A 21,635-nucleotide genomic window follows, 5' to 3' on the forward strand; every position below is an offset into this window, starting at 1 on the left:
CGAACGACGAACACCCTCGCAAGTTTAGGGTAGGCTACCCAGGAACGTGAAGGTGCGCTCCCGCCCTGGTCAGACCTGTTCCCACGGACCGAATTCGAGCAAAACGTCGATTGCCGTCTTACCGTCCTGCGGCCGGACGACATGTTCGAGGGCGTAGACCCTCGATCCCTCCGCGGCGCGAGCGAGATCGGAAATACCGGGCAGAATGGTCGGTTCGGGTGGTCCGCCCACACCACGGTGGAAGTTCTCGATCGAATGCCCCAAATAGAGGACGCGCCCGCCTGGCGTCAGCCACTCCCCGACGCGTTTGAGCGTGTCGGCCAACTCGTCGACCTCGAGGTGAAGAAAGCTGACCAACACCAGGTCAACTACCCCTTCCGGTTGCCACGTGGTCGCGTCGCCGACCTGCCAGTCGACAGCCTTGTCCAAGTCACTCGCCCGTGCCAGATCGATCGCCACCGACGAGTAGTCGACGGCAGTCACCGACCACCCTTGCCCGGCCATCCACCGCGCGTGACGGCCGTCGCCGCAGGCCAGATCGATCGCAGTGCCCGGCTTCAGGTCGGCAATTCGTGTTGCGACGGTTCCCGCCGGGTCGATTCCCCACGGCTCCGTCACCGCTCGGTATCGCTCGTCCCAGTCGTGTGCGTCCATGATCACTGCTCCTCGTGGTTCGTTTCACCGCGGTTCGTTCCACTGTCTCCGATCAGACGGTGCAACGAGCAGCATAGAGAACCCTCAAACGTGACAGATACATACCCCTGGGGGTATACAGGTGACGGTCAGGAATACCCCCACCCGTATCAGGAGCGAAGATGTCAGCGACCAGAACAGTCACCGCGGACCCACCCGCCCAATCCGACGGCATACTCGCGCGCCTCGGTCGATCGATGGCGGCGCACACCCGCCTCGTCATCGGCGTCTGGTTGATCGCGTTGGTCGCACTCGGCGCCGCAGCACCCAGCGTCTTCACCTCCCTGGCCGGCGCAGGTTGGCAGGCAAACGGATCCGAATCAGTGCAGGTTCGCGAGTTGGCCGAGCAGCATTTCGGTGGAAACTCCTCCGCTGCAGTGCAGGTGGTCGTTCACTCGGATTCTGTGCCCATCACCGATCCGTCGATGCAGCAAACGCTGGCGGCGGCAACGGAAATCTTTTCCGCGGACCCTCGTTTCGGCGAAGTGGTCGCCCCGCAGACCGGCATGACCATCAGCCCGGACGGACATACCGGCATCATGATCGCGGGCGCCAACGCAAGTACCGACGAGATGGTCAGTGCGGTAGACGAACTCGGCAAGGAACTCACTGCATTGTCCACGGACACCATCGAGGTGTACCCCACCGGCGCGTCGGCTTTGTGGAGCGATTTCAACAAGGCCAATCACGAAGCGATGATCAAGGCCGAAATGATGTCGTGGCCCGTCACTCTCGCGATCATGGTGTTGGCCTTCGGCTCCCTGGTTGCCGCAGGACTCCCACTGCTTCTGACACTCGCAGGTCTGGTCGCCTCGGCGGGCGGGCTTGTGATCCTCAACGAGATCACGCCGATTTCCGTGTGGGCCATGAACTTCGCGATGATGTTCGCTCTCGCACTCGGCATCGACTACGCACTCTTCCTCGTCGCCAGGTTCCGGGAAGCACTGCGAACCGATCCGGATCCGCGGGCCGCCGTGGCTCAAACGATGGACACCGCCGGCAAAGCTGTTGTCCTCTCCGGCCTCACAGTTCTGGTCAGTTTGTCTGCGGTGCTCATCGTTCCAGCCCCGGCCGTACGCACGATGGCTGTCGGAATCATGCTCGCTGTGATCTTCGTTCTCGCCGCAACACTCACCCTGCTACCTGCCGTGCTCGGCCGGATCGGCGCCAAGGTCAACGGCGGTTCACTACCGTATGCAAAGCGCCAGCAGCACCGCTCCCCGATGTTCGCAGCTTGGGCATCACTGCTGCACAAGCACCCGTGGCCTTTCGGCATCGGCGCCGTGATCGTCCTTATCGCTCTCGTCGTTCCGGTGTTCGGACTGAAGGTTGCAATGCCCTCCATCGCCGTGGTTCCCGAGGACGCCCCGGTTCGACAGGGATACGAATTGGTGCAGCAGCAGTTCGGTGACGGGGCACCCGGAATGCTGCAGATCGTCACGTCCGCCGACGATGCAGCCGACACCTCGCGTCTTGCCATGAGCGTGGATGGCGTCGCAATGATCACCCCGACGCAACAAGCGGCCGACGGATCCGATCTGGTTATGCTGCAAGCAGTTCCCACCGTCGACCCGTCAGATCCTGCGATGGAAACCATCCTTGCCGACCTTCGGTCGCAACTGCCGGAATCGGCGCTCGTCGGCGGCGCTCCGGCTGAAAATCTCGACCTTCAGCAGGCGCTCGACGACTACCTTCCCTTCGTGGTGGTCGTGATTCTGACGCTCGGATTCCTGTTGCTGCTGATCGCCCTCCAGGCACCCTTGATCGCCTTGATCGGCACGCTGGTCAGCCTGCTGTCCACTGGGGCCGCATTCGGAATCGCGAAGTTGATTTTCCAGGACGGCCACGGAGCAGGCCTGCTCGGCTTCGATCCCCAGGGGTTTCTCAACGGGTGGGGTCCGGTCTTCTTCTTCGCCATGATCTTTGCCATCGCGATGGACTACACCGTGTTCCTGCTCTCGAGCGCCAAGGAGCACTACGAACGCACAGGTGACCCCGAGACCGCACACATCGACGGCCTCGCACATTCGGGTCGGGTCATTGCGGCGGCAGCAGCGGTGATGGTTGCGGTCTTCTTCACTTTTGCGCTCGCAGATCCCTTGCCACCCAAGGAAATGGGCATCATTCTCGGTGTAGCTGTCCTCCTGGACGCAGTGCTCGTCCGCTTGGTGCTGCTGCCCGTTCTCCTGCGCCTCAGCGGCCGGGCAGCCTGGTGGGCGCCGGCATGGTTACGACGCATCCTGCCGAACATCAGCTTCTCGCATGGCTGACCGTGTACCCGACATCACTGTCTTCTTGATACCCCCAGGGGTATGATGGAGACAAGAGAAATCGAAGCCAACGACATCGAAGCCAATGGCACCAAAGCCGACGACAAGGAGCGGGCAATGACAACACCCACAGAACCGATAGCGATCGCAACCAAGGTCACCGGAACTTTCGACGACGTCGTCACCCGAACTCGTGCTGCTCTCGCCGAGCAGGGCTTCGGCATCCTGACCGAGATCGACATGCAGGCAACACTCAAGGCGAAGCTGGACGAGGACATGGAAAAGTACCTGATCCTAGGTGCCTGTAACCCGCCGTTGGCCCATCGGGCAGTTTCGGTGGATCGTCAGATCGGCCTCCTGCTGCCGTGCAACGTTGTCGTCCGCGAAGATACGACTACCGAGAATTCGTTCTTCGTCGAAGCGATGAATCCCGCTCTCATGGTTCAGGTTTCCGGCGAACCAGGCCTGGAGTCCGTGGCGGCCGACGCCGCCGTCAAGTTGCGGGCAGCCGTCGACTCGTTGATCTGACACCGCAGCCGGATCAAACACTGGATCAAGCAGTGACATGCCCCCAGGGGTACCCTCGGTCGCAGCACGAACACTCGAGAAGGGGCCACCATGACCGGCGACGAAGAGAGCATTGCGCTCGTACTGAACAGACTGCGGCGTGCTCACGGCCAACTTGCCGGGGTCATCTCGATGATCGAGAACGGCCGCGACTGCAAGGACGTCGTGACGCAGCTCGCAGCCGTGTCGAAGGCGCTGGACCGAGCAGGGTTCAAGATCGTCGCTTCCGGGCTGCGTGAATGCCTGAGCGGTGACAGCGCGGAAGGTCAGGAACCGATGACCGAGGCCGAACTCGAGAAGCTGTTCCTGGCACTGGCCTGAAATATGAGAAGGGCCTGACCTGCAGTCAGCAGGTCAGGCCCTTTCTCGCATGCGGAAAACTACTTCGCCAGGAAGTCGATCAGCACCTTGTTCACGGCCTCCGGACGCTCGAGGTACCCGTAGTGTCCGGCGTCGGGAATCTCTTCGAACGACGCCGTCGCGATGCAGTCCGCCACCTCGCGGGAGAGGTAGGGCGGGATCATGCGGTCGTCGGCGAAAGCGACGGACAGGCAGGGGCGCATGATCGACTTGTACGCGCCCCGTCGATCGAAGGCGCGGTCCATACCGAGCTGCGCGCGAACACCCGGTGACGTTGCGCCGCCGGTGAACTCGAAGATATCCATCCAGTCGCGCGCGGAGTGATCGTCTGCCAGCGTGGCCGGCGAAAGGTTCATCACCGCGGTCACTGCGGCACGGTATTTGGCCGGCAGAGCGACGCCACTGTCGAACAACTGGCGCTCACCCTCGGTCAGGACCTGCTGGAAATGATCCATCCGGGCGTGGCCGGCGAGGAACACTGCTTTGCGAACCAGATCGGGCCTGGCGAGCGTCAGTTCCTGCGCCACCCGGGCGCCCATCGAGGTTCCGATGACATGGGCGGGGCCGCCACCGAGGTGCTCGATCAGTCCGGCGGTGTCCGCAACCATGTCGGGCATCGTGATGCCGCCGAGGCTCTCGCCGGACGGTGCGATTCCGCGGTTGTCGAAGGTGCAGACTCGGTAGCCGGCGGCCACCAGCGCCGGGGTCTGGTGCAGATCCCAGACGCGGCCGGGGCTGCCGGTCCCCATGATGAGCACCACCAGATCTCCATCACCCTTGACCTGGTAATTGATGGGGATTCCGTTGATTGTGGCGACCGTCATGTCAGCCTTCCTCCTCGTACGTGTGATCAACAATTTTGGTTGGATAGCCTAAGCTGATGGGCGGTCGTGTGACCGCAACCCCAGCCCATGCTCGTCCAGGAGGACCCCCGTTGAGAGTCGCTACGCTCGGATACCAAACCTGGGGCCACCGTACCCTGCAGGCCTTGATCGACTCCGATCACGAGGTCGTGCTGGCAATCACACACCCGAAGAGTGAGCACGTCTACGAACAGATGTGGGCGGACTCGGTTGCAGATCTGGCGGCCGAGAACGGTGTACCCGTTCACGTGGCGAACAAGCCTGACGACGCCTTCAAAGCCGCGCTGGCCGAAGCAGCTCCCGACATCATCGTCGCCAACAACTGGCGTACCTGGCTGCCGGCGGAGGTCTTCGACGCACCTAAGTACGGCACCCTCAACATCCACGATTCGCTGCTACCCAAGTACACGGGATTCTCCCCGCTCATCTGGGCTCTGATCAACGGCGAAGAAGAAGTCGGCCTCACGGCGCACCTGATGGACGAGGAACTCGATGCGGGCGACATCGTGCTGCAGCGATCGACAACGGTCGGCCCGACCGACACCGTCACCGATCTGTTCCACCGCACGATCGACATGATCGGCCCCATCACACTCGACGCCCTGGATCTGATCGCGTCCGGGCGGACCGACTGGACGCCGCAGGACCGATCGCAGGCCACGTTCTTCCACAAGCGTGCACCGCAGGACAGCCACGTCGACTGGTCCTGGCCGGCGGAGGTCATCGAGCGTTTCGTCCGGGCACAGTCCGATCCGTACCCCAACGCTTTCGCGGAGTTCAAGGGCCAGCGCATCCGCATCCTGAAGGCGTCCGTCTCACGCGGGCACTACGGAGGAACCCCCGGCCGAGTGTTCATTCAAGAAGATGACGGCATGGTGATCGTCGCGGGCCCCGACGCATGGTCGGGCAAGAACAAGGGACTGCGGATCGAGCGCGTCCGACTCGACGACGGCAGCGAGTACACCGCCGCCGAGTTCTTCCCCCACGGCGGCGGGTACCTCACCTGATCGTCTGATCAGACCCCCTCAGTACAAACCCCAGTACAAACCCCTCAGTCGCGACCTTCCCAGGCCGCCCACAGTTGTGCGTAACGCCCGCCCGCGGACACCAGTTCGCGGTGCGGGCCTTCTTCTACGATCTGTCCGTGTTCGAGCACGATCACTCGGTCGGCGCCCGCGGCCTGTGTAAGCCGGTGTGCAACAACCAGAGTGGTGCGGCCCTCCGTAGCGGCTTCGGCAGTCGCTTCCAGTTCCCGTGCTCCGGCGCTGCCCGCCTCCGCTGTTGCTTCGTCCAGTACCGCGACGGCCGGGTCGGCCAATACCAGTCGCGCCAAAGCCAACTGCTGCGCCTGTGCCGCCGTCATCTCGTGCCCGCCTTCGCCCACGACGGTCAGCATTCCCTCGTCGAGAGCCTCCACCCACTCGTACGCGCCGACCGTCCGCAGTGCCGCGGCTACGTCCTCGTCCGAGGATTCGGGAGCGGCCAATCTCAGATCCTCGATCAAGGGTCCGGCAAAGACATGGACCTCCTGACTCACGATCGCGATGTGGCGTCGTAGGTCGTCGAGGTCGGCAAGCGGGACACCACCGATCGACACCCGCCCCGACGTCGGAGTGATCGAACCGGCAGCGATCGCCGCAAGCGTCGTTTTTCCGGCTCCGGTCGAACCGACGAGCGCCACGCGCTCCCCCGCTCGCAAGGTGAGAGTCACTCCGTGGAGAACCTCATGGCCACCGTCGTAGCTGTGCCGAATGTCGTCCAGACGCAGCGAACCGTCGGCCGGAACGGAACCTGCATCCGTCGAAGGCTCCGTTTCCTCGATCTCGACGACGCCGACCAGTCGCGCGAGGCTGGCGCCGGCCGACTGCACTTCGTCGAAGGTGTAGAGCAGCGAGCCGATCGGGTTGAACAGGCGATGGAACAGCAGAGCAGCAGTCGTCGTCTGGCCGACTGTCACGACGTCCTCACGGACCAGCAGGAATCCGACGACGAGAATCATGGACAAGCCCACGAATTCGGCGCGGTTACCGCGACCGGCGAACCTCGTGAACAGGCCGAACACGCCGACGGCCAGATCACGCGCTTTTGCCGACGCCGCATCTATCTGACCGAGGTGTTCCTTCTCGAGGCTGTACGCGCGGACCGTCTTGGCACCCTGGAGGCTGCTGATGAGCGCTTGTGAACGAGCGCCCATCGCTACCCGCTCGGCAGCGTAAATGGGAGCCGATCGCGGCAGGTACCACTTGAGCGCCAGCGCGTACATCGGCAGCGCGACCATTCCGGCGAGGCCGAGGCGCCAGTCGAGTCCCAGCATGGTCACCATGCTCAGAGCCACGAGCAGAACTGCTGCGATCATGCCGGGAACCACGTCGGACACGGCCTTGGCGATCACCGACACGTCGTCGCCGACTCGTGAGAGCAGATCGCCCTTGCCGACCTTCTCGACGGTCTGGATCGGGAGGCGCAGTGCCCGGTCCACGGTTCGCTCGCGCAGGTCCGCCAGAATCGTCTCGCCGAGTCGCTTGATCAGATAGGCGGCCACACCGGTGAACACACCGCCCACGATTGCGGCGGCGGCGATGATCACGACCACCCCGACGATCGTCGACGTGGGCGCGTTGTCCCGGACCCGGTCGACCAGGACACCGAATACGTAAATCGGCACCAAGGCCATCGCCGACGCCGAAGCCGCGACGATCAGGACCAACAGGCTCTGCATCCGGTGTTCGGCCAGCGCTGCTCGCAACCACTTCCAGGTCTGTCGACCACCCGCGATCGGCAACAGCTCGCGCTCGGTCACCTTCTCGGCGTTCTCCCCGGCCGGCATATCGGTTGTCATGTCCGTGGCCGTCACCGCAGCACCGCTCCTCGGTAGTTCGCGTCGCCGCGAGAGAGTTCGGAATGTGTGCCGATCGAGGCAATCACTCCGTCGTTCAAGACGATCACTCGATCCGTCACAGCCAACAAGGCGGGGCTGCTGGTGATCAATACCGTCGTGTGGATGCCACCGGCACCCTCGTGCCGCAGTTCTGCGATTCCTTCGGCGATAGACGCCTCGGTTACCGCGTCCACTGCCGTAGTCGGATCGTGCAGGACCATCACGGGTGCCTGTGCCACCAAGGCGCGCGCGAGGGCGACGCGTTGTCGCTGACCTCCCGACAAACTGGCGCCTCGATCGGTCACTTCGAGGTCGAGACCGTCCGGATGTGCGTCGACGACATCCGCCGCTGCCGACGCTGCCAGAGCGCTCTGGATGTCGAGAGCAGCGGCATCGCCGGCGCCCGCAGTGACGTTCGAGGCGAGGGACCCGGAGAACAGATCGGTGATGTGCGGCTCCACCAACACCGTCCGACGCGCCAATCGCAAGTCCATGTCGGACAGGCTGATTCCGCCAACCCTCACCACTCCGCGATACGCGCCCTGAGCCAGCTGACCGGACAGGACCGCGACAAGAGCGTCGGCGTCCTGCGGCTGGTAAGCCACGACGCCCAGCAGTTCTCCCGCAGGCAGGTGCAAGTCGATGCCCTTGAGCGACTTGTACTCGACGCCGTCGAGGGTCAGGTCGGTGCCTTCGAGTTCGGTCTGCGAACCCGCGCCCCGCAGTGGCTCCGCGTCCAAGACCAATGCCAGTCGATCCGACGACGCCCGCGCCACCGCGAAGTATCCGGGAATGGACGCAAGCAATCCGAGCGGTTCGATGATGAACTGCGCAAGCCCCACCACGGTGATCAGTTCACCGACCGTGATCCGGCCCTGCAAAGCGAAGTATCCGGCGAAGCCCGCAACACCGACCGCGAGCAACGCACTGACGGTCGCGGCAACGCCGGTGTAGATACCGGTCGCCTTGGCCGTGCCGATCGTCGACGCAAGCGCCTGACGGCTGACTGTGCGATAACGTGCCGACGCGGTCTTCTCACCACCGATACCGCGCAGTGGACGCAATCCGCTGACCAGATCGGTAGCCATCGCGGACGCCCGCGCGATCGACGCCTGCTGACCGGTGGCCCTCGACGTGATGAGCGGCGCCGCCAACTGCAGCAGACCGAGAATGACCGGCGTTCCGATCAGAACGGCCAATCCCAGCCAGAGGTCGATCCACACCAACGCCACGGCCGACGCGACCGCAGCCGTCAGGGCCGCAGCCGCGCGCGGGACGATGTCCGCGATCCACGAAGTCTGCTCGGCGTCCGATGTCGAAACAGTCAGCAGTTCACCTGAACGCAGATCGGTTCGCACCCCGCGCGGATCGAGGACGCGGTGCGCCACCTCGAGCCGGAGGCGATGCGCCTCCTGCTGCATCGCGGTGACGATGAAGCGTGCACCGAAGCGCCACGCGGCCGTCAGAACGAGAAACAGAGCCGCGAGGCCGACGATGGAGACGATCAGGGCCGTGGTGTCCGAAGTCTCCACGGCACGGTCGATGATCACACCGATGGAGATCGGCACCGCCGTCTCGGTCAGTTGGTGCAGACAGACCAGAACCGTGCCGATAGCGAGCGGGCGACGGTTGCGGACGAGGACGCGTCGCAAAATCGCAGCACCGCTGTGATTGCCACTATCGGGCTCGTCCGAGTCGACGGTCACACTCGAGGGGGTCGAACTCATGGAACTCCAAGCATCGGTGGAAGCGATAAAGTGAGTACAGAGATAAGTAAGTCGACCCTAATACATGAGCAACTAGCGTCGACACGCCCAGTTCTCATAGAGTCGCGAGTAAGAAACATTGCTTGCGCCGTGCAGGCAAGCACGAGAGGAACATGATGGCTGAGAACACGACCGTCGAAACCGAGATCGCGGACGAGGAAATCGAGACCGTCGCCGAGGAAACAGCGCGCATGGCGCAGCACGTTGTCGCTGCGTACGCGGAGGATGCCGACGAGTGCAGGATGCTGCTCTCGATGCTCGGTATCTCTCCTGCCGCCAAGCTCGACTGAATCTTTCCCTCACCGACCGAGAAGGAACCACGTGCCTGTCAGTCCGGATTCGACCAGTTCAACCCTTTCTGACAGCGCACTTGCTTCTTCGACCGGTGACACCGTGTCCGGGCAGGCTGAGTTCGTCGTCGTAGCGAACCGCCTGCCCGTCGACTTGGAACGGCTTCCCGACGGCACCACCCGCTGGAAGCGAAGCCCCGGTGGACTGGTCACCGCTCTCGAGCCGATCCTGCGCAGCAATCAGGGCGCGTGGGTGGGCTGGGCGGGCGTGCCCGACGCCGATCTCGACCCCATCGTCGAAGACGGACTCGAGCTCTACCCCGTGCCGCTGAGCGCCGAGGAGATCAACGAGTACTACGAGGGGTTCTCCAACGCCACCCTCTGGCCGCTCTATCACGACGTCATCGTCAAACCCGAGTACCACCGCGAATGGTGGAACGCCTACGTCGAGGTGAATCGGCGGTTCGCCGAAGCCACTTCCAAGGCAGCGGCTCAGGGCGCAACCGTCTGGATCCAGGACTACCAGCTGCAGTTGGTACCGAAGATGCTGCGGATGCTGCGCCCCGACCTCACCATCGGATTCTTCCTGCACATTCCGTTTCCCCCGGTCGAGCTGTTCATGCAGATGCCGTGGCGCACCGAGATCGTCGAAGGCCTCCTCGGCGCCGACCTCATCGGCTTCCACCTTCCGGGTGGCGCACAGAACTTCCTCTATCTGGCCAGACGCCTTGCCGGACAGCAGACTTCACGCGGAACCGTCGGCGTCCGCTCCAAACTCGGTGTGGTGCAAGTAGGTTTCCGTAGCGTCCGCGTCGGTGCATTCCCCATCTCCATCGACTCCGGCAAGCTCGACGAGCTATCACGCACCAAGGCAATTCGAGACCGCGCCAAGCAGATTCGCAAAGAACTCGGAAACCCCAAGCACATCATGCTGGGCGTGGACCGCCTCGACTACACCAAGGGCATCGACGTCAGGCTCGCCGCACTCCACGAACTTCTCATGGAGAAGCGCATCGATCCCGCCGACACGGTCATGGTGCAGTTGGCGACCCCGAGCCGCGAACGTGTCGAAAGCTACGTACAGATGCGCGGAGACATCGAGCAGAAGGTCTCCCGGATCAACGGCGAGTTCAGCGAAGTCGGTCGCCCCGTCGTCCACTACATCCATCGGCCGATCCCCCGCGACGAACTGGTCGCGTTCTTCGTCGCTGCCGACCTCATGCTGGTCACACCGCTGCGTGACGGTATGAACCTGGTCGCCAAGGAGTACGTCGCCTGCCGCAGTGATCTGGGCGGCGCATTGCTGCTCAGCGAATTCACCGGCGCTGCAGCAGAACTCCGCCAGGCTTTCCTGTGCAATCCCCACGACCTCGACGACGTCAAGGATTCGATGGAGAAGGCCCTCAATCAACCGCGAGAGGACGGCCGACGCCACATGCGTGCGCTACGTCGTCAGGTCCTGACCCACGACGTCGACCGCTGGGCACGCTCGTTCCTCGACGCGCTCGCGCACGGCGGTGCCGCAGGTCCGGCGCTGATCGCCCCGGCCGAAGCACAAGACCACTGAGGACAGTGCACAAAGGCTGGGGCCGCGGAGAGTGAATCTCCGCGGCCCCAGCCTGTTTCATGGCCGGATCCAGCCCTTGGTGTGTTTGATCAGAAGGGTTGGACGTTGTTCACGAGCCAACGCCCGTCCTGCTTCTCCAGACTCATCTTGACGCGACTACCACTGGCGACGGCTTCGGGTGACTCCGAAGACGTAGTGATCTGATTGAGGAACAGCATCGTCGTCGCACTGTCCGCCTCGGCGTCGAGAACCGCGGCGCCCTGGACGACTACCTGAACGGTCAGCGACTTTTCCTTGGCTCCCGGAATGATCACCGATTCGATCAGGTTGGTGAACGTGCCCTGGAAATCGCCCGTCAAACCGTCTGTGGCCGCGTGCAACTGCTGGTCGACGTTGTTGTAGTCGTACTGGAACATCGCAACCGCCTGATCGGAAGAGGCCTGTGCCACTTCGTCTCTGGTCTGATCGATCGCCGCGATGTCACGCGTTCCACCCGGACCGAAGTAGAGATACGCCGACACTGCCGCCAACGCGATGGCCACTGCACTGATGACGCACAGAACGATGGCGAGCGGTGAGACACGCTTGGGCTTGGACGTCTCGGGGATTACTTCTGGGGTCATGGCACAAACTCCACATTCGAGGCAAGCAACTGCCCGTCGACGTCGCACATGGTGATTCGGAGTCGGTAGTTGCGTTCAGCGGGCGCTTCGTCGCCGTTCTTCTGCATCGCACGCACCGCGACCAATGAAGTCCCGCAATCGCCGTCGGACTTCTCGAACCCGGCTTCGAGTACCTCGCCGTCGGTCTGAACTCCGGCCTGCCCGAGGACGTTGACAAACGAATCCTTGCGTCCGTCGAACTGCGACTTGAACTCGTCGGTGGTGCCGGCGAGGAACTTGTCGAGGTCGGCAGCCGCTGTATCCGCGTGCAGTGTCGTCAGATTCAGTGCGGTGGTCCGGGCACCGGCCACGTAGCGCGCTCGGTCCTCGTCGGCATTGGACGCCTTGTTCCGGTCGACGAGAAGAAACACCGTCAGGGCCGCAAGAGCAACAGCGATCACCGAAGCAACGGCGATCCCGACTACCAACCCGGCCTTGGGCTTCGAACGAACAGGGGTGTCCACAGCAGTTTCTGCGGGGGTTTCGGCGGCGCCGGTCGGCTCAGCCTTGGTCGCGACCTGATCACCGCTGACGACCTTCTCAGGTGGAGTATCGGGCTTGCCCAAAGCAACTGGCGCCGCCGCCTTCTGCTCAGCCGCCTTCTGCTCGGCTGGCTTCTGTTCGGCCGACTTCTTTTCGGTGGGCACTACTACCGCGGCAGCGTCTGCATCCGCACCCGTGGGTCCGGCGCTGCGGGACGCGCGACGGCGCACCCGCTGCCCGGCCTGTGGATCTTCGTCTGTCATCAACCCTGCTGACCCTTCATGAACTGTTCGAGACTGACGTCGCCGCCACCGAGGTTCGGTTGCGAGTACGTCCTTCCGTCCGGCCCGATGTACGTGCCTGTAATCGGATCGTACCGACGAGCCGAGACCGAAGGCGTCGACGTGTACGAGCTCGGGGTCGCGGTAATCGGTTCCGGAGGCCCGGATTGCGGGTTCGTGCCCATCGGTACGTAGCCGGAACGGCACTGTTCGACCGTCGGCGCACGACGTCCCGGATACTCCTCGCAGGGAAGGTTTCTCGCGCCGCGCACGGCGATCGGCGAATCCTGGGCAACCTGGCAGAAGAGATCCGACGGCGTCTCGATCGGTGATTCGTCCTTCGGACTGCGCCACTGCTCTGCGGGCAGGAATCCTGTAGTGCACGGCGGCGGGTCGTTGACCTCCATGTGGAAGTCCACCAGTGCACCATCCGCAGCCGGGCCGGAGCCTGCCACCGTGACCAGCGCTGCGGCCAGCGGCGGGTAGATGACCAGAATCTGCTCGATCGCGTTGTTGTAGATCACGCCGACCTGTCCGACGGACACGAGGTTCGCCAGAAGAATCGGCAATGTCGGCTGCATGTCTTGCAGAAGAGCATTCGCCTCCGCCGCTGCGGCCGGACCCTTCTGGATGACGGCACGCAGATCAGGGTCGCTGGCTCGGAGCTGGTCGGTGAACGTCACCAGATTGCTTGTCCAGGAACGGATGGCGTCGCTGCTGACCACCTGAGTGTCCAGGAGTGGACCGGCCTGCTCGATCAGCGTCTTGGTCGCGTCGGAGTTGTTGTTCGCCTCCTCGACGAACAGCCGAGCCGAGTCGATCAGCTTCTGCAGATCCGGGCCGGCACCGTTGAACGCCTTGAAGGATTCGTCGATGACGGTCTTGAGCTTGGTGTCGGAAATGCTCTGCAGCAACAGATCTGCCTGATCGAGCATCGCGCCGACATCCTGCGGAATGCTGGTTCGGTCTTCGGGAATCACCGATCCGTTTTCCAGATGCCCGTCGACCACGATCGCTCCGGAGCTGTCGGTGTGCGGAATCAGGTCGACGAACTGCTCGCCGATCGCCGACACACTCTTGACCGCAGCATCGACGTCCGACGGAACCTTGACGCCACTCTCGAGAGACAGTCGCGCATTCACACCCGTCTCCGAGAGCTCCACCGCGTTCACGACACCGATGGTCTGACCGCGGTAGGTGACGTTCGAGTTCTTGTACAGCCCACCGGTGGCGGGCAATTCGACAGTGACGTCGTAACGGCCGATACCGACCATCGCCGGAACACGCACGTACTGAGTGGCCATCACGATCAAACCGACGACCGTCAAGACGGCGAAGATGGTGAGCTGGATACGGACGAACTTTGTGAGCATCATGGTGCCGGTGCCCCCTGAGGAAGTCCTGGAATGTTGATCGGCGGAAGTCCCGGAATCTGAATGGTATTCGGATCCGCTGCCGGGGCCTGCGCAGCGGGAGCCTGTCCGGCGGGAGCCTGGGCCGGCGGTGCGGCAGGCTTGAGCGGATCGCTCAACGGGTTGCCTGTCTGTCCGGCGAGCCCGGCCTGCTTACCCAACACACCTTCCGGGCCGGAGAGTGTTCCCGCCAACGGAGTTCCCGTCAGGAAGTTCGCGTCGAGTCGGGGCAGCGAGATGTCGATGGTCATCGCCAGGTTGGCGTAGTCACCGCGGATGACGTTGTCGATTCCGTTCTGTGGGAACGGGAACGTCAAGAGGACTCCGAGAACCTGAGTGAGAGCGTTACCCGAATCCGCCAAGGCCTTCAGAGTCGGCGAAAGGGCCCGAACGTTGGTCGCGAAATCGTCGCCGCTCTCCTGGATGACACGGCTCGCCACCTCGCTGAGACCACCGAGGGAGGTCAACGCGTTGGTGATGTCCTGACGCTGAGCGACAAGAATCTCGAGTGCCGGCGGAATACCTTCGAGCGCTTTGTTCAAGGTGTCGTGCTGTGCCTGGACGGTCGAGGACAGTCGATCGAGTCCTTCCATCGCCGAAACGATGTCGCCTCGTTGCTTGTCCAGACTTCCGACCAGCTGATCGAGCTGAGGCAGGAGGTCTCGAACGGAATCTTCACGCCCACCGAGAGCGGCGTTGAGTTCCTTCGTGATGTCCTGAACCTGAGCGAGACCGCCGCCGTTGAGAACAACGGACAGCGACGACAGCGTCTGTTCCGTCGTCGGGTAAGCGCCCGCCCGCTCGATCGGAATCAGGTCACCGGCTTCGAGTCGGCCCTCGGGCTCTTCTCCAACCGGCGGCGCCAACTCGATGTGCTGAGAGCCGAGCAAGCTGGTCTGGCCGATTTTTGCCGTCGCATTGGCAGGCAACTGAACCTCGGGATTCAGCGACACCGTCACCAGAGCGTGCCAACCCTGAACCTCGATGTTCGAAACGCTTCCCACTGCAACGTCATCCACCCGGACGGGCGAATTCTGCGACAGCGTAGTCACGTTCGGCATCTCGATCTGGACCTCGTATGCGCCTTCGCCCCGGCCCTGAGTTCCTGGCATCGGCACAGAGTTGAGACCGTTCCATTCACAACCGCTGGCGCCGAGTGCCACTGCCGTGGCCAACACGGCAACCGTGGTCTTGCGAGCTACCCGCATCAGTTCCCTCCGCCCATGTTGAAGAGTTCGGCGAGATCCTTGGGAACACTCGTCATGGGAGCACCTGACATCGGTCCTGCGACGGTTTCCGGCTGATTCTGACTTGCCGCTTCCAATCCCGGTTCGGTGTAGACGATCTGATCCGGGAAAGCCTGCACGCCCGCGACCGGGTTGAACAGGAATCCGGGGTAGTTGCCGATCATCGTGCTGAGCACCGGCCCGAGGTACTGCTTACACAGGTCGGCACTGTTCTGGGAGTTACCACTGTCGATGCCTTCGATGGAACCACAGATCCACTGGATTGGATTCTTGAAGTTACTCAGTGCAATTGCGCCGGTCATGCTGCCCTGAGCCGGTTTGTAGATCTGATAGAAGTTGGCAAGCGACGTCGGTCCGGAGTGCAGAACCTGCTCGATCTCCGGGCGCTTGTCAGTCAGTACCTGGGTGGCATCGGCCAGACGCGCGACCGATTCGCTCAGTCCCTCGCTGTTGTCCTTGACGAACCGCTGAACGTCGCCCACCGCCAGGTCGAGATCGCTGAGGGCGGTGCCCAACTCGTCGGAGCTGCTTGCGAGAACGCTTGTCACCGAAGCGAGGTGACCGCTGAACTGCACGATCTGCTCGTTGCTCGAGGACAAGGCAGTGACAAACGCCTGCAGGTTCCGAATGGTGGAGAACAAATCGGTCCGGCCTTCGGACAGCGTGTGCATCGTGGCCGAGAGTTCGCGCAGCGTCGACCGAATGGACTCACCGTTACCGTCGAGGTTCGTTCCGACGGTGTCGATGAATCGGCCGAGGGAACCCTGATCGTCCAGACCCTCCGGTCCGAGGGCGTCCGACAGTTTGGTCAGTTCGGTCTTGATCTCGTCCCACTCCACCGGAACGGCGGTGCGCTCGATCGGGATCTCGCCGCCGTTGGGCATCTGTTCCCCGCCGGAGTACACGGGGGTCAATTGCACGAAGCGTGCGGACACGAGGCTTTGAGCAACGATGAGCGCCTTGGCATCTGCCGGAACGTCGACGCTCGAGTCGATCTTCATCTCGACGTACGTGTCCCGATCACGCGGTTCGATCTTCGTCACCTTGCCGACGTTGACACCGAGCACTCGCACGACGTCGCCCTCGTAGAGACCTGTCGTCGAGACGAAGTGCGCGGAGATCTTGGTCTTGCCCAGGCCAGGGATGAAGAGGTAGGCCGCACCCGCCACGAGCAGCGCGACCAGCACACCCGCTCCGATCAGCACCCACTTCTTGCGTGGGTTGGTGGAGCCCTGTGAATCCTGTGAAGTCATGGTCTCGGTCATTCTCCCGGCCCCCTGATCGTCGGTGGAATGCCGGGGAAGAAGTCTTCCAGGTCGCCCGGAACCTGCTCGGGCGCGACGCTGGTGTCCACCAAGGTCTTCCACCAGTTACTCGGCAGAATGTTGATGATGAAGGCATCGAAGAACGGGCCGCTGGCCACGGTCTCGCCGAGCGCGGTGATGTAAGGTCCGAGGCCGTCGAGCGCCCCGGCGATGTTGTCCTTGTTCTGCTGAAGAACCTCGGCGACCGAATTCAGCTTCTCGAGGGTCGGCCCCATCTGAGCCTCGTTCTCCTGCACCAGCGCTGACAGTTGACGTGAGACTGCACCGGTGTTGACGATCAGTTCGCTGATCGCGTCACGCCGCAAGCTGAGTTCGGCAAACAGCTTGTTGCCGTCAACCAGCAACGAATCGATCTGACCGCTTCTGTCGGAGAGGATCTTGGTGACATCTTCGGCCCGCGAGAGCAATTGGAGCAGGCTCTCGTCGCGTGAGTTGATGCTCTGCGAAAGCCGCGTCATTCCGTCCAACGCGGTGCGAAGTTCCGGCGGAGTATCGGCCAGCGTGTCCGAGATCGCGTTGAGCGAATCGTTGATCTGTTCCGTGTCGAGTTCGGACACCGTGGTACCGAGGTCACCCAGAGCGTCGTTGAGCGAGTACGGGGAGTTGGTGCGTTCCACCGGAATCGGCGTGTCCGTGCGCAGCAGTCCGGATCCTTCCGGCCGCACCGCCAACGACTTTCGGCCGAGAACCGTGTTGGTCTTGATGTCGGCCGCGGTCTGCTCGCCCAGGGCGACGCCGTCCTGAACGGTGAAGGTGACCAGCACCTTCTGGTCGTCGAGTTCGACGTCGCTGACCTTGCCGACCTTCACGCCGGCCATGGTGACGTCGTCGCCGGTGACCAGGCCGCCGGCATCCTGGAAATACGCCGAGTAGCGAATGCCGCCGTTGATGAACTGGAGTTGATCGTATTGAAGCGCGGCACCCACGGTTGCCACCGCCAGGACGAGACCGATGACACCGATCTGTACCGGATTGCGTTCACGGGTAGGGGTCATGAGACTTTTGCGCACCTTCCCGTGTCCTGGACTGCCGTGGGCAAGATGATCGTCGTTCCGTCAGGTCCGGAGAACTTGAAAGTGTTGGCGCACAGATAGAACTGGAAGAACGCTCCGTACGTGCCCACTCGGATCAGCTTCCGGTAGTCGGACGGCAGACGACCGAGCGCGGTATTGATGTCGTCCTTGCCCAGGTCCAGCTGCGTCATCGTTCGGTTGGTCTCCCCGATCAGGGTCTGGATGTCCGGACGTGTCGCCTGCAGCAGCGATGCGAGATCTCCGGTCGCGCCGGCGATCTCGGTGATCGAATTACCGATCGGGCCACTGTCCTTCGCCAATCCACTGACCAACTGCTGGAGCTGATCGATCGTGGTGGAGAACTGATCACCCTTGTCGTTGATCGTGCCGAGTACGTCGTTGAGGTTGGTGATGACGTCCCCGATCAGCTGATCTCGGTCCGCCAACGTGCTGGTGAACGAACTGGTGTTTCCCAGAAGCGAAACCAATGTTCCACCCTGACCTTGGAGTACCTGGAGCAGGGCCCCGGAGAGGTCGTTGACCTGCTGGGGGTCGAGAGAGCGAAGCAGCGGCTTGAATCCGCCGAGCAGCAGATCCAGATCGAGCGCGGGCGACGTCTGGTCGACTGGAATCGATCCACCTGACGAAAGCGTCTCGGTGGAACCAGCGCCCTCGAGCAGTTCCATGTAGCGGTCGCCCACCAGGTTCTCGTAGCGCACAGTCGCTTTGGTGCTCTTCATCAGTGAGTACTTGGTATCGACGTCGAACTCGACCTCGGCCTGGTTGGAGTCACCGATGGACACTCCGGTGACCGACCCGACCGGAACACCGGCGATACGTACCTTGTCGCCGGACTTGAGTCCCGAGACGTCCGAGAACGTGGCGTGAAATCCGTTGCTGCTGCTGAAGCGCACCTGACTGAAGACGATCGCCAGTCCGGCGAAGATGACCGCCATGACGACGGTGAAAATCAGCAGCTTGACCGTGGTCGGTCTCATCACTTCCCGTCTTCCTGCTCGTAGGAGTCACCGAAGAGATACTGGAAAATGGTCGGCACGGTGACGCGCAGTTCGGTGTTGGGAACGAAAGGCACGTTGCCGGTGTTGGTGACTGCGAACGGGGCATGCCCGTCGACCTTCGGATCGAATTCGGGCAGACCATAACAATTGGGTCCACCGGAGGCCGCGACCTTGGGGAGAGATTGCGGGTTCTGGTACGCCTCGGCGCCGTACATGAAGCTCGCACTCAGCATCAGTGCAGCCTTGTCCCCGGTGCCTGCCAGTGGCTCGAACTTGATCCGGCCGTCGTTCAACCCGACGATGAAGCACGTCAGACCCGACGAGTACTTGTCGAGCAGGGTCGTCGTCGCGGTCAGAGTGTCGAGGGCGGTGGTCAGGTTCTGCTCGTTGTCGGTCAACAACGCGTTGCCGGTGTCCGCGAGGCCGGTGACGTTCAGCAACAGCAGGTCGAGGTTTGCCTGCTCCGCCACGATCGATCCGCTTGTCGCGGTGGCGTTGTCGAGGATGCGCATCAGATCCGGTGCCACGTCGGCGTACAGGTTGGTGACATCGGCGGCGCCGACCAAGTCTTCCTGGAGCTGCGGCAGAACCGGATTCATCTTCTTCAGATAGGTGTCACCGAGCTCGAGAACCTCACCCAGCGACTCGCCGCGCCCGTTGAGTGCAGTGGAGATCGCGCCGAGTGTGGCGTTGAGCTTTTCCGGTTCGATCTTCGCGAGTACGTCCGAAAGATGTTCGAAGACACTGTTGAACTCGACGGTGACGCTGTCCGAGGCGATGACAGCACCCTCCTGGATCGGCTGGGTCGACGGATCGTCGGGAATCACGATGTTGACGTACTTCGCACCGAACACCGTGGTGGTCTTGATTTCCACCCGGGCGTTCGACGGAATCTTCGACATCTGGCCCGGATCCATCGCCAACTTCAGGTTTGCCTGGTCGCCGACGAGGGAGATCGATTCGACGCGGCCGACCTGCACTCCGCGCAGCTTCACCTTGGCATTCGGTTCCATGACCAGGCCGGCACGCGTGGACGTCACGGTGATGGGCGTGCTCTTGGTGAACCCACCCGAGAACATGGTGAGAGCAACGGCGACGATCGCCACGAGTCCGAGGACCAGGCCGGCTGCGGCCAACTTCTTGTGCCATCTGGGTACGGTCATCGCTTGCCCGCCTATCCCGACAGGTTGAAGTTGCCGGACCCGCCGTAGATGGCGAGTGAGATGAGCAGGGTGACCGTGACGACCGCGATCAACGAGGCGCGCACTGCGTTACCCACCGCGACACCGACGCCGACCGGGCCACCGGTTGCGTTGAAGCCGTAGTAGGTGTGGATGAGCATGACGGCCAGCGCCATGACTATCGCCTGGGCGAACGACCACAGTATGTCCGTGGGTATCAGGAAGGTCGTGAAGTAGTGGTCGTACACGCCGCCGGACTGGTTGTAGAGGAACACCGTCGCAAAGCGGCTGGCGACGAACGACGCGATCACCGCCAGGGAGTACAGCGGGATGATCGCGATCATGCCGGCCATGACGCGGGTGCTGACCAGATACGGAATCGACGGGATCGCCATCGTCTCCAGGGCGTCGATCTCTTCGGAGACGCGCATCGCACCGAGCTGCGCGGTGGAGCCGGCGCCGATGGTCGCGGCGAGGCCGATTCCGGCGATGACCGGCGCTGCGATGCGAACGTTGATGAAGGCGGCGAAGAAGCCCGTCAGTGCTTCGACACCGATGTTGCCCAGCGAGCTGTAGCCCTGAACGGCGATGGTGCCACCGGTGAACAGCGTCAGGAATCCGACGATCACGACGGTGCCACCGATGACGGCGAGCGCACCGGTGCCCATGCTGATCTCGGCGATCAGTCGCAGAGTTTCACGCGGATAACGCATCAGCGCCTTGGGAGCGTGACCGAGAGCCTTCGCGAAGAACAGCGCTTGATCACCGATGCTGTCGATACTGCGAGAGATCGAGCCGATCTGTCGACGTGTGCGCGGGAAGCGCCCCGCTGCGGCCAACGCCATCAGATCTCCTCCCGTCCGTCGTTCGTCGTTCTGTCCACTTCGATCTCTCCGACTGCCGTGTGCCTCATCCGGCCGTCAACTTGATACCGATGGTCGTGATGAGCACGTTGACGACGAAGAGCGCCATGAACGCGAACACGACGGTCTGGTTGACCGCGTCACCGACGCTCTTGGCGCCGCCCTTGACGTTGAGTCCGAGGTAGGCCGCAACCAGGCCGGCGATCATGCCGAACAGTCCTGCTTTGACCATGGAGAGCATGAGCTCACCGAATCCGGTGAGCAGTGTGATGCCGTTGACGAAGGCGCCGGGATTCACGTCCTGGATGAACACGGAGAAGACGAAACCGCCGAGGATGCCGATGGTGCAGACCAGTCCGTTGAGGAGCAGCGCCACTCCCGTCGACGCGAGCACCCGGGGAACGACCAACCGGTGGATCGGATTGATACCGAGCACCTTCATGGCGTCGATCTCTTCGCGAATGGTTCTGGCCGAGAGGTCCGCGCAGATGGCGGTTGCGCCGGCGCCGGCGACGATCAGCACGGTGACGATGGGGCCGACCTGTGTGACGGTACCGAGCGCAGCTCCGGCACCGCTGAGGTCGGCTGCACCGATCTCGCGCAAGAGAATGTTGATGGTGAAGCTGACCAGCACCGTGAACGGGATTGCGACCAGCACCGTCGGCACCATCGAGACTCGCGCCACGAACCAGGCCTGATCGATGAACTCTTGACGCTGGAAGGGGCGGGAGAAGACTGCCCTCAAGGTTTGGGCGGACATCTGAAAGAAGCCACCGACCGCTCGTAATGGCACCTCGACGAGGTCTACCATTCGCCCTCCTCGTCCTTGGTTGCCGCAGTACTGTCTGTTCTCATAGTCCAGCCCCCGACAGCTTGTGACTCAGGTCATATTAAC

20 protein-coding genes are annotated in these 21,635 nt (G+C 62.8%); 6 read left to right on the forward strand and 14 right to left on the reverse strand.

Annotated elements, in window-relative coordinates; all coding sequences use genetic code 11:
* Positions 1-69 precede the first annotated feature (69 nt).
* Positions 70-654, reverse strand: coding sequence for a class I SAM-dependent methyltransferase (locus H351_RS27155; protein ID WP_020968514.1), 585 nt, complete (start codon positions 652-654; stop codon positions 70-72).
* A 161-nt stretch (positions 655-815) separates the two neighbouring features.
* Here H351_RS27155 and H351_RS27160 point away from each other — a divergent pair, with 161 nt between their 5' ends.
* The 3 genes from H351_RS27160 (at position 816) to H351_RS27170 (ending at position 3,851) form a co-directional block, all read left to right on the forward strand.
* Positions 816-2,963 (forward strand): MMPL family transporter, encoded by a 2,148-nt coding sequence (locus tag H351_RS27160; protein WP_029254529.1) that lies wholly within the window; start codon positions 816-818, stop codon positions 2,961-2,963.
* A 117-nt stretch (positions 2,964-3,080) separates the two neighbouring features.
* Positions 3,081-3,491, forward strand: coding sequence for a DUF302 domain-containing protein (locus H351_RS27165; protein WP_020968512.1), 411 nt, complete (start codon positions 3,081-3,083; stop codon positions 3,489-3,491).
* A gap of 90 nt (positions 3,492-3,581) precedes the next feature.
* Positions 3,582-3,851 (forward strand): metal-sensitive transcriptional regulator, encoded by a 270-nt coding sequence (locus H351_RS27170; RefSeq protein WP_007734349.1) that lies wholly within the window; start codon positions 3,582-3,584, stop codon positions 3,849-3,851.
* Between the two features lie 59 nt (positions 3,852-3,910).
* Here H351_RS27170 and H351_RS27175 read toward each other — a convergent pair whose 3' ends face one another.
* Positions 3,911-4,714 carry an alpha/beta fold hydrolase gene (locus tag H351_RS27175; protein ID WP_020906324.1) on the reverse strand — a complete coding sequence of 268 codons (804 nt, stop codon included), beginning with the start codon at positions 4,712-4,714 and terminating at the stop codon, positions 3,911-3,913.
* A gap of 110 nt (positions 4,715-4,824) precedes the next feature.
* On the opposite strand from H351_RS27175, the gene H351_RS27180 reads away from it, so the two are divergent.
* Positions 4,825-5,760 (forward strand): methionyl-tRNA formyltransferase, encoded by a 936-nt coding sequence (locus tag H351_RS27180; RefSeq protein ID WP_007734348.1) that lies wholly within the window; start codon positions 4,825-4,827, stop codon positions 5,758-5,760.
* A 44-nt stretch (positions 5,761-5,804) separates the two neighbouring features.
* Here H351_RS27180 and H351_RS27185 read toward each other — a convergent pair whose 3' ends face one another.
* A complete protein-coding gene (locus tag H351_RS27185; RefSeq protein WP_372588540.1) occupies positions 5,805-7,592 on the reverse strand; it encodes an ABC transporter ATP-binding protein in 1,788 nt (595 codons plus the stop codon).
* 11 nt (positions 7,593-7,603) lie between these two features.
* Entirely contained in the window at positions 7,604-9,358 is a 1,755-nt protein-coding gene (locus H351_RS27190) for an ABC transporter ATP-binding protein (RefSeq protein WP_080908962.1), read from the reverse strand.
* Between the two features lie 152 nt (positions 9,359-9,510).
* On the opposite strand from H351_RS27190, the gene H351_RS32355 reads away from it, so the two are divergent.
* Positions 9,511-9,687 (forward strand): hypothetical protein, encoded by a 177-nt coding sequence (locus tag H351_RS32355; protein WP_019747006.1) that lies wholly within the window; start codon positions 9,511-9,513, stop codon positions 9,685-9,687.
* A gap of 103 nt (positions 9,688-9,790) precedes the next feature.
* Positions 9,791-11,254, forward strand: coding sequence for an alpha,alpha-trehalose-phosphate synthase (UDP-forming) (locus H351_RS27195; protein WP_020906320.1), 1,464 nt, complete (start codon positions 9,791-9,793; stop codon positions 11,252-11,254).
* Positions 11,255-11,343: 89 nt separating this feature from the next.
* Here H351_RS27195 and H351_RS27200 read toward each other — a convergent pair whose 3' ends face one another.
* From H351_RS27200 to H351_RS27245, 10 genes are all read right to left on the reverse strand, one after another.
* Positions 11,344-11,877 (reverse strand): twin-arginine translocation pathway signal, encoded by a 534-nt coding sequence (locus H351_RS27200; RefSeq protein WP_019747004.1) that lies wholly within the window; start codon positions 11,875-11,877, stop codon positions 11,344-11,346.
* Complete coding sequence (locus H351_RS31605; protein ID WP_029254526.1) at positions 11,874-12,662, reverse strand: hypothetical protein; 789 nt, start codon at positions 12,660-12,662, stop codon at positions 11,874-11,876. The genes H351_RS27200 and H351_RS31605 overlap by 4 nt, the downstream gene beginning before the upstream one ends.
* Positions 12,662-14,056 carry an MCE family protein gene (locus tag H351_RS27210; RefSeq protein WP_019747002.1) on the reverse strand — a complete coding sequence of 465 codons (1,395 nt, stop codon included), beginning with the start codon at positions 14,054-14,056 and terminating at the stop codon, positions 12,662-12,664. Before H351_RS27210 ends, H351_RS31605 begins: the two co-directional genes overlap by 1 nt.
* On the reverse strand, positions 14,053-15,300 hold the full coding sequence (locus H351_RS27215; RefSeq protein ID WP_007734342.1) for an MCE family protein: 1,248 nt from the start codon (positions 15,298-15,300) through the stop codon (positions 14,053-14,055). Before H351_RS27215 ends, H351_RS27210 begins: the two co-directional genes overlap by 4 nt.
* Positions 15,300-16,604, reverse strand: a complete 1,305-nt coding sequence (locus H351_RS27220) for an MCE family protein (protein WP_019747000.1) — start codon at positions 16,602-16,604, stop codon at positions 15,300-15,302. Before H351_RS27220 ends, H351_RS27215 begins: the two co-directional genes overlap by 1 nt.
* Positions 16,601-17,659, reverse strand: a complete 1,059-nt coding sequence (locus H351_RS27225) for an MCE family protein (RefSeq protein ID WP_003945728.1) — start codon at positions 17,657-17,659, stop codon at positions 16,601-16,603. Before H351_RS27225 ends, H351_RS27220 begins: the two co-directional genes overlap by 4 nt.
* Positions 17,656-18,675 (reverse strand): MCE family protein, encoded by a 1,020-nt coding sequence (locus H351_RS27230; protein ID WP_019746999.1) that lies wholly within the window; start codon positions 18,673-18,675, stop codon positions 17,656-17,658. The genes H351_RS27225 and H351_RS27230 overlap by 4 nt, the downstream gene beginning before the upstream one ends.
* The gene (locus H351_RS27235) at positions 18,675-19,859 is read right to left on the reverse strand and encodes an MCE family protein (RefSeq protein ID WP_003945815.1); all 1,185 of its coding nucleotides are present in this window, start codon (positions 19,857-19,859) and stop codon (positions 18,675-18,677) included. Before H351_RS27235 ends, H351_RS27230 begins: the two co-directional genes overlap by 1 nt.
* An 11-nt stretch (positions 19,860-19,870) precedes the next feature.
* Positions 19,871-20,722 (reverse strand): MlaE family ABC transporter permease, encoded by an 852-nt coding sequence (locus H351_RS27240; protein ID WP_003945759.1) that lies wholly within the window; start codon positions 20,720-20,722, stop codon positions 19,871-19,873.
* Between the two features lie 64 nt (positions 20,723-20,786).
* Positions 20,787-21,551 (reverse strand): MlaE family ABC transporter permease, encoded by a 765-nt coding sequence (locus H351_RS27245; protein WP_003945687.1) that lies wholly within the window; start codon positions 21,549-21,551, stop codon positions 20,787-20,789.
* Between the last annotated feature and the right edge of the window lie 84 nt (positions 21,552-21,635).

This window comes from Rhodococcus erythropolis R138 (assembly GCF_000696675.2).
GTDB classification, from domain to species: Bacteria; Actinomycetota; Actinomycetes; order Mycobacteriales; family Mycobacteriaceae; genus Rhodococcus_F; species Rhodococcus_F erythropolis.